The following is an 8,567-nucleotide window of genomic DNA, read 5'->3' as shown; positions in this document are numbered from 1 at the left end:
GGGGCCCCCCCCCCGCCGTCAGGAGTGGATCACTTGGCGCGGAGCCGCCGGACGATCACGAAGATCGCGAGCAGCACGGCGAACGCCCCCGCGATCGGCGCCACCCGCTTGATCACGGGCGCACCGGCCGTGTCGAGCAGGTCGATCGCGTCGATCTCGCTGCGCATCGGACCGGACGCCGCCTTGGGCGCCGACGGGGCAGCGCTGCCCGCGGTGGCCGCGGTCGGCGCGCTCGTCGGAGCAGCCGCCGCGGGCGCGGCGTCCGACGGAGCCGCGTCCGCCTTCGCCGCCTCGCCGCCGGCCGCACCCTCGTCGGCCTTCGACCCGCCGAGCTTGTCGGTCAGGCACGACGCGAACTGCCCGATGATCTTCTCGCTGACGTCGGAGATGACGCCGCGGCCGAACTGGGCGGGCCGGCCCGTGATCGAGAGGTCGGTGACCATCGTGACCTCGGTCTTGTCCGGACCCTGGGCGACCATGGACCCCGTCACCTTGGCCGCGGCGGTGCCGTTGCCCCGCGAGTCGCGGCCGGTCGCGTCGATGACGACCTTGTGGGCCGCGTCGTCGCGTTCGATGTAGGTGCCCTTGCCCTTGTAGGTCAAGGAGATCGGGCCGAGCTTGACCTTGACGGTGCCGGTGAACGAGTCGTCCTCGTACTCGGTCAGGGTGGCGCCCGGGAAGCACGGCGCGACCGTCTCCGGGTTGTTCAGGGCCGCCCAGGCCTCCTCGATCGGCGCCGCGATCGTGAACTTGTTCTCCAGCTGCATCGGTACTGCCTCCTCTTCGGGGCCACCCTCCCGCCGGGGGGCGGAAGTGGCCGAAACCCCCGCACACACTGTGGACGCCCGCCCGGGCAGGGCGGGCGTCCACAGTGACGCTGTCTGCTCAGCCCGCTGCCGCGAGCACCGCCCGGCCCGTCAGCACCCTGGCCAGGTGCTCACGGTAGTCGGATGCGGCGTCGGCGTCACTCGGTGCGGCAGTGCCCTCGGTCGCGTGCTCCGCTGCGGCGCGTGCCGCGTCCTCGCTCGCCTGCTGACCGACGAGCGCCGCCTCGACCCCGCGTGCCCGGATCGGGGTGGTGCCCATGTTGGTCAGGCCGACGCGCGCCTCCGCGATGCTGCCGCCGTCGAGCCGCAGCGCGACCGCGACCGCGCACATCGACCACGCCTGCGCCGTGCGGTTGAACTTCTCGTAGTGCGTGCTCCAGCCCGTGTACTTCGGGAACCGGACCTGCGTGAGGATCTCGCCCTCGCCGATCGCGGTCGTGAAGTAGTCGACGAAGAACTCGCTCGCCGGCACCGTGCGGGTGCCCGACCCGCCGGCGATGACGAACTCGGCGTCGAGCGCCAGCGCGACGGCGCCGAGGTCGCCCGCCGGGTCGGCGTGGGCCAGCGCGCCGCCCAGCGTGCCGCGGTGGCGGACCTGCGGGTCGGCGACGGTCTCGGTGGCCTGTGAGAGCAGCGACACGTGCTGCTTCACGAGGTCGTCACGCATGACGTCGTGGTGGGCGGCCATCGCACCGATGGCGATGCGGTCGCCGTCCTCGGCGATGTGCCGCAGCTCGGCGATGCCGCCGAGGTCGACGATCGTCGAGGGCGCCGCGAGCCGCAGCCGCAGCACCGGCAGCAGGCTCTGCCCGCCGGCGAGGATCTTCGCGTCCTCACCCGCGTCGCGCAGCGCCGTCACGGCCTCCTCGACCGAGGAGGGCCGCACGTAGTCGAACTTGGCGGGGATCACTGGACCTCTCCCTGGGGGTTGTTCGGGTCGATCGAGCCGAGCCCGGCGCCCGGCGAGTGGGTGTCGACGGGGGTCTCCTGTGTCGAGCGGCCCTGCGCCTCCTGGATGGCACGCCAGACGCGCTGCGAGGTCGTCGGCATCTCGACGTCGGCCACACCGAGGTGGCGGATGGCGTCGAGGACGCCGTTGACGATCGCCGGCGTCGAGGCGATCGTGCCCGCCTCACCGACACCCTTGACGCCCAGCGGGTTCGACGTGGCCGGGGTGCTCACCACAGCGGTGTCGAAGCTGGGCAGGTCGGCCGCCGACGGCAGGGTGTAGTCGACGAAGGTGCCGTTGACCAGGGTGCCCTGGTCGTCGTAGTTGGCCTCCTCGTAGAGCGCCTGGGCGATGCCCTGGGCGAGGCCGCCGTGTACCTGACCCTCGACGATCAGCGGGTTGACGACGGTACCGATGTCGTCGACGCAGACGTAGTTGCGCAGGTTGACCTTGCCGGTCTCGGTGTCGACCTCGATCGCGGCGAGGTGGGTGCCGTGCGGGAACGAGAAGTTCTCCGGGTCGTACACGGCGTCCGCGTCGAGGCTCGGCTCCATGTCCTCCGGGTAGTCGTGCGCCATGAACGCGGCGAACGCCAGCTCCTGGATGGCCTTGCCCTTGTCGGTGCCCCGGACCGTGAACTGGCCGGCGTTGAACTCGATGTCGTCCTCGGACGCCTCGAGCAGGTGCGCGGCGAGCTTCTTCGCCTTCGCGACGACCTTCTCGGCCGCCTTGACGATGGCGATGCCGCCGACGGCGAGCGACCGCGAGCCGTAGGTGTCGAGGCCCTTCGGCGAGCTCTGCGTGTCACCGTGCAGGATCTCGACGTCCTCGAACGGGACGCCGAGCTGGTCGGCGACGATCTGGCTGAACGCCGTCTCGTGGCCCTGGCCGTGCGGGGATGCGCCCGTGATGACCTCGACCTTGCCGGTGGCGAGCATGCGGATGCTCGCGGCCTCCCAGCCGCCCGCGCCGTAGGCGAGCGAGCCGAGGACGCGCGACGGAGCCAGGCCGCACATCTCGGTGAACGTCGAGATGCCGATGCCGAGCTGGACCTTGTCGCCGCGCGCGCGCCGCTCCGCCTGCTCGCGACGCAGTGCGTCGTAGTCGAACTTCTGCTTGGCCTGCTGCGTGGCCTGCTCGTAGTTGCCCGAGTCGTAGGTGAGCCCCACCACCGTGGTGAACGGGAACTCCTCGTGCGTGATCCAGTTCTGCTCGCGCAGCTCCAGCGGGTCACGGCCGAGCTCGGCGGCGAGCTCGTCCATGATCCGCTCGATGGCGAACGTTGCTTCAGGACGCCCGGCGCCGCGGTAGGCGTCGGTGAGCGTCTTGGTCGTGAAGACGTTGGTGCAGGTGAACTTGAGCGCGGGGATCTTGTAGATCGCGTTGAACATGAACGCGCCCAGGATCGGCACGCCGGGACCGACCAGGCCCAGGTAGGCGCCCATGTCCGCGAGGAGGTGGACGTCGAGACCGGTGACGGTGCCGTCACGCTTCGCCGTGATCGTGATGTCCTGGATCTGGTCGCGCCCGTGGTGGGCCGCGAGCAGGGACTCCGAGCGGGTCTCGGTCCACTTGACCGGCTTGTGGAGCCGCTGCGCCAGTGCGACGCAGAGCATCTCCTCGGGCAGCACGCCGATCTTGCCGCCGAAGCCGCCACCCACGTCGGGGGCGATGACGCGCAGCTTCGCCTCGGGAACCCCGAGGGTGACCGTGGTCATGGTGCGCAGGATGTGTGGGATCTGGGTCGCGGACCACACGGTGATCTGCTCACCCGTCGGGTCGACGACGCAGGAGCGCGGCTCCATGAACGCCGGGATGAGCCGCTGCTGCCGGAAGCGGCGACGCACGACCACCGAGTCGGGGTCGGCCTCGGCGGCGCTGATGGCCTCGTCGACGCTGCCGCCGGTGCCGGCCGCCCCCGAGTCGAAGATCCAGGTCGCGTTCTCGTTGGTGCCCAGGTCGGGGTGGACGAGGGTGGCGCCGTCGGCGAGGGCGGCCTCCATGTCGAGGACCGGCTCGAGCGGGTCGTAGTCGATCTCGACCAGGTCGCCGGCGTCGCGCGCCTCGGCGGCGGTGCGGGCGACGACGACGGCGACGCCCTCACCGGCGAAGTGCACGGTGGAGGTCGCGAGCAGCGGGCGCTGCGGCGACTTCATGTCGGGCGTGATCGGCCACGCGCAGGGCAGGCCGACCGCGTCGACGCCCAGGTCGGCGGCGGTGTAGACGCCGACGACGCCGGGGGCGGCCTCGGCGGCCGACTTGTCGACGCCGTTGATCCTCGCGTGCGCGAGCGGCGAGCGGACCACGTGCATGTGCAGCGTGCCGTGCGGCGTGATCGAGTCGGTGTAGCGGGTGCGCCCGGTGATGAGGCGCGCGTCCTCCTTGCGGGTGCGCGCCTTGCCGAGCTCGGTGGTGGGTTCGGCGGTCGTCGTCATGTCAGTTTCCTCCCGCGACGGGAGCGGCGGACTCGGCGGGGACGGCCGAGCCCGGCTTCATCATCTGGGCCGCGCGCTGCACGGAGCGGACGATGTTCTGGTAGCCCGTGCACCGGCAGAGGTTGCCCTCGATGCCCTCGCGGACCTCGTTCTCGTCGGGGTCGGGGTTGTCCCCGAGCAGGTCGACGGCGGCCATGATCATGCCCGGCGTGCAGTAGCCGCACTGCAGACCGTGACACTCGTTGAACGCCTTCTGGACGGGGTGCAGTTCACCGTCGCGGGCGAGGCCCTCGATCGTCAGCACCTCGCCGCCGTCGGCCTGGACCGCGAGCACCGAGCAGGACTTCACGCTGCGCCCGTTCAGGTGCACGGTGCAGGCACCGCAGTTGCTGGTGTCGCAGCCGATCAGGGTCCCGGTCTTGCCCAGCTTCTCCCTCAGGTACTGCACCAACAACATTCGGGGCTCGACGTCGTCGGCGTAGTTCACGCCGTCGACGGTGACCCGGACCTGTGCCATGAGTCTTCACTCCTCAACCGCGACGTCCGTGTCGTGTCGCGAGGACTACCGGGGATGTCGCGCCGCATGGCCGGAGCCACGCCTGCGCGCCGCGCACACGTGTGGCGGTCGACACATCACACTCCCGATGATCGACCGGTGCAAGATGGCCTCCGACCTGCGGTGCAGGTCCTTGTGCGTCCCTGCGCACCCAGGGGTGAACACTTCCGCAGTCGCGGCGTTCCGTAGCTACTGAATGCGCAGAAGCGGCATCTGCCTGACGATCACTTCATCCGTTCGGACTAGCCCTGACGGAGTGGCCGGCCTGGTGGGCGGGTCCGGCGGGCCGCAGCGGCGCCGTCGTCCGGTGCCGCCACGCGCCCCACCACAGCCCCGCGCCGTAGCCGAGATCGTCGATCCGGTGGGCGAGGACGTGGCCGAGCGGGCCGGGACCGTGCGGGTCGTGGCCGCGGTGGGTCCACCAGTCGACGACGCCCTCGGCGACGGCGGCGAGCGCCACCGCGCGACGCGCCCGCGCCGACACCAGACAGGCTGCCACCGCGAGCGGCCAGAAGTGCCGGGTGAGCGCCGCCGCCGTCTGGGCGAGCGCGCCGGCGAGACCCAGCCCGATGAGGCGCACCGCCGTGGCCCGGGGCCGGCGCACCCTGCCGAGCTTGCGGGACAGGCGTTCCGTGGCGACTGCGGTGATCCCCGCCGCGAGCACGACGGCCCCGCGCCGCTGCACGAGCAGCAGCGCGCACACCGCGGCCGACCAGGGCGAGAGCACCATCGGCGGCACCGACCCCGGATGTCGCAAAGCGAGCGGCGCGGCACCCGTCCCGTAGAAGGCCTTGCGCGCCGCCCAGCGCCCGACGTCGACGCGGTGGTCGTGTGCGACGTGCGAGGCCGGCTCGTAGCGCAGCCGCCACCCCTCGGTGTACAGCCGCAGCACGAGGTCGACGTCCTCGGCGACCTGCAGCCGCTCGTCGAAACCGGCACCGACGGCGTCGCGGCGCACCAGCAGCGCGGCGCTGGGCACGTAGGCCACCCGGGAGCGCGGGACGACGGGCGCCGGGTCGAGTCCCAGGTCCAGCGACGACCGCACCGCCTCGTACCTGCTCACCCACGACCCGCCCGCCGCGAGGGCGACGATCCGCGGCGCCGCCAGCCCGACGGCCGGGTCGGCGAACCGGTCGAGCAACGGGTCGAGCCAGCCCGCCCGCGGCACGACGTCGGAGTCCAGGAACGCGACCAGCCGGGTCGTCGCGACGGCGAGCCCGGCATTGCGCGCGGCCGCCGGACCGCGGGCGATGTCGTTGCGCAGCACCGTCACCGGCACGGGGTGGGCCGCCGCGGCCGTGGGCACCGCGGCCGGGTCGGCCGAGCCGTCGTCGACGACGACGATCCCGCCGAGGCCGGCGGGCAGCGCGGCGAGCAGCCGCACCAGGCCCGCGGTGCGGTCCTTCACCGGGACGACGACGGTGACGTCGGCGGGCACGGGTCGCTCCAGCGGCGCCGCGGGCGGGACGGGCTGGGCGAGCCCGGCGTCGAGCAGCCGCCGGGCCAGCGCCCGCGAGGCCGGGTCGGCGACGGTGATCGTGGCGTCGGTGCCGAGCAGCGCGCGGGCCTTCGCGGTGAGGTGCACCAGCCGCGGCGGCGCGCCGCCGAGCAGAGCGGCGCCGTCGTCGAGTACCCGCGTCCGGCGGTCGAGGACGACCCGGAACCCGTCGGGGAGCCGGGTGTCCGCGGGGCCGGTCGCCCCCGGTGGCCCGGCCGACCCGGGTCGTGCGGTCTGAGCGGTCATCCACCGTCCTGAGCGTCGCGGGGCCGGTCGTCATTCTGCCTCCCCCGCGCCGCCCCGCGGCCTGGCAGGCTGCACACCGTGACCACCCCGCTGCTGCCCCGCTACGGAACGGGCTCGCTGGCCGAGGTGCTCCCGTCGGTGCTGGCGGCGCTCGGCGAGCCCGGACCCGCTCCCATCGCGCTGCCGTCGGTCCGCGCGGCCTGCGTCCTGCTGGTCGACGGGTTGGGCGCCGAGCTGCTGCGCACCCACGCCGTCGACGCGCCGTTCCTCGCCGCGATGGCCGACGCCGGGCCCCTCACCGTCGGGTTCCCGTCGACGACCCCGATCAGTCTCGCGACCCTCGGCACCGGTCTGCCCCCGGGCGGGCACGGCATCGTCGGACTGTCGTTCGACCCCGGCGACCACGCGCTGCTCGACGCGCTGCGCTGGACCCGCGACCGCGACGGCCGCCACCACGACCAGCGCGAGACCCACGTCCCCGAGGTGGTCCAGCCGCACGACACCGCGCTGCAACGCGCCGCCGCCGCGGGGATCGCCGTGACGATGGTCGCGCCCCGCTTCCAGCGCGAATCCGGCCTCACCCGCGCCGCACTGCGCGGGGGCGACTTCCACGGCGTGTTCGCGCTCGGCGACCTCGCGGCCGAGACGGTCGCAGGACTCTCCGGTCCCGGGCGCCGGCTCTGCTACGCCTACCACTCCGACCTCGACACGCTGGGCCACGTGCACGGCCCCGGCACGCTCCCGTGGCGCCTGCAGCTGCGCCAGATCGACCTGCTCGTGTCGACGATCGCCGCGGCGCTCCCGCCCGACGCGCTGCTCGTCGTCACCGGGGACCACGGCATGGTCACCGTCGACCGGGCGCCCGACTTCGACGCCGACGAGCGGCTCCAGGCCGGCGTCGCGCTGCTCGGCGGCGACGCGCGGGCCAGGCACGTCTACACCGTCGACGGCGCCGCCGACGACGTGCTCGCCACCTGGCGGACCGTCCTCGGCGACGACGCCTGGGTCGTCCCCCGCGACGAGGCCGTCGCGGCGAACTGGTTCGGGCCGCTGGGGCCGCACGTCGCCGGGCGGATCGGGGACGTCGTCGCCGCGATGCGGGGTGGCACCGCCCTCGTCCGGACCCGGGCCGAGCCGAAGCTCGCGGCGCTGATCGGCCAGCACGGGTCCCTGACCAGCGCCGAGCAGCTCGTGCCGCTGCTGGTGGCGGGCCCGGCCGGCTGAGCCCGCACCCGCCGCCCCACAGCCACACCCTCCGCGGCCGCCGCACTCGACCGCGCGGCGGCGTGGCATCCACGGTCCGTCGTCCCCGAGCGCCCCGAGCGCGGCCTCAGGCCGTGGCGGCGCGGGACCCGCGGGGCGGCCGCAGCCGTCCGCCGGGGCCCGGGTCCCAGGCCCGCAGGGCCGCGAGCGCGGTGTCGACGACGGTCTCGAGCAGGGCCCGTCCCTCGTCGCCGGAGGCCCCGGTCGGATCGCCCAGCACGCCGTTCGCGCTGACCGCGGCGGTGCCGCCCGCGCGCAGGGCCGGCAGCAGCTCGGCCAGCGGCGCGGTCGCGCCGGGCGCGGCCCGGTCCCCGCGCACGGCGTCCGGGGCGAGCGCCGCGAGCAGCGAGGTCTCGGTGCGGCCCGCGTGCGCGTCGGCACCCGGTGCGGCACAAGGGATCCAGCCGACGTCGCGGCTCTCGTACCGGAGCAGGTCGACGGCCTCGACCAGCGTCGCGACGTTGCCGCCGTGCCCGTTCACGAACAGCAGCCGGGCGGCCCACCGGCACGCCGACCGGCCGTACTCGACGAGCAGCGACCGCAGCGCCTCGTGCCCGATCGACACGGTGCCGGGGAAGCCCTCGTGCTCACCCGCGGCACCGTAGGCGACGGCGGGGGCCACGACGAGCGCGGGCTCCGCGGCCAGCAGCCCCGCGGCGACGGCGTCGGCGATCCGCACGTCGGTGTCCAGCGGCAGGTGCGGCCCGTGCTGCTCCACCGACCCCACGGGCACGACGAGCGTCGGCCGGGCGTCGCGCAGGTCCGGCCAGGTCAGCTCGCGCAGCAGCGGCAC

At 74.0% G+C, this 8,567-nt stretch carries 7 protein-coding genes; 1 reads left to right on the top strand and 6 read right to left on the bottom strand.

Annotation, left to right across the window (positions count from 1 at the left end; translation table 11 throughout):
• Window positions 1-29 precede the first annotated feature (29 nt).
• From PSD17_RS22090 to mftF, 5 genes are all read right to left on the bottom strand, one after another.
• Complete coding sequence (locus tag PSD17_RS22090; protein WP_103382603.1) at window positions 30-767, bottom strand: SRPBCC family protein; 738 nt, start codon at window positions 765-767, stop codon at window positions 30-32.
• A 118-nt stretch (window positions 768-885) separates the two neighbouring features.
• Window positions 886-1,737 carry an FAD binding domain-containing protein gene (locus tag PSD17_RS22085; RefSeq protein WP_013677700.1) on the bottom strand — a complete coding sequence of 284 codons (852 nt, stop codon included), beginning with the start codon at window positions 1,735-1,737 and terminating at the stop codon, window positions 886-888.
• Complete coding sequence (locus PSD17_RS22080) at window positions 1,734-4,211, bottom strand: xanthine dehydrogenase family protein molybdopterin-binding subunit (RefSeq protein ID WP_103382602.1); 2,478 nt, start codon at window positions 4,209-4,211, stop codon at window positions 1,734-1,736. Before PSD17_RS22080 ends, PSD17_RS22085 begins: the two co-directional genes overlap by 4 nt.
• 1 nt (window position 4,212) lies before the next feature.
• The gene (locus PSD17_RS22075) at window positions 4,213-4,728 is read right to left on the bottom strand and encodes a (2Fe-2S)-binding protein (RefSeq protein WP_013677702.1); all 516 of its coding nucleotides are present in this window, start codon (window positions 4,726-4,728) and stop codon (window positions 4,213-4,215) included.
• A gap of 268 nt (window positions 4,729-4,996) precedes the next feature.
• Window positions 4,997-6,511, bottom strand: coding sequence for a mycofactocin biosynthesis glycosyltransferase MftF (gene mftF / locus PSD17_RS22070; protein ID WP_339124377.1), 1,515 nt, complete (start codon window positions 6,509-6,511; stop codon window positions 4,997-4,999).
• A 78-nt stretch (window positions 6,512-6,589) separates the two neighbouring features.
• On the opposite strand from mftF, the gene PSD17_RS22065 reads away from it, so the two are divergent.
• The gene (locus PSD17_RS22065; protein ID WP_339124375.1) at window positions 6,590-7,735 is read left to right on the top strand and encodes an alkaline phosphatase family protein; all 1,146 of its coding nucleotides are present in this window, start codon (window positions 6,590-6,592) and stop codon (window positions 7,733-7,735) included.
• 106 nt (window positions 7,736-7,841) lie between these two features.
• Here PSD17_RS22065 and mftE read toward each other — a convergent pair whose 3' ends face one another.
• Window positions 7,842-8,567, bottom strand: coding sequence for a mycofactocin biosynthesis peptidyl-dipeptidase MftE (gene mftE / locus PSD17_RS22060; RefSeq protein ID WP_339124373.1), 726 nt, complete (start codon window positions 8,565-8,567; stop codon window positions 7,842-7,844).

The organism is Pseudonocardia sp. D17 (assembly GCF_036984265.1).
Lineage (GTDB): Bacteria > Actinomycetota > Actinomycetes > Mycobacteriales > Pseudonocardiaceae > Pseudonocardia > Pseudonocardia benzenivorans.
Note: the sequence above shows the minus strand (reverse complement) of the source record. Positions and strands in the feature narration are given on the sequence as shown.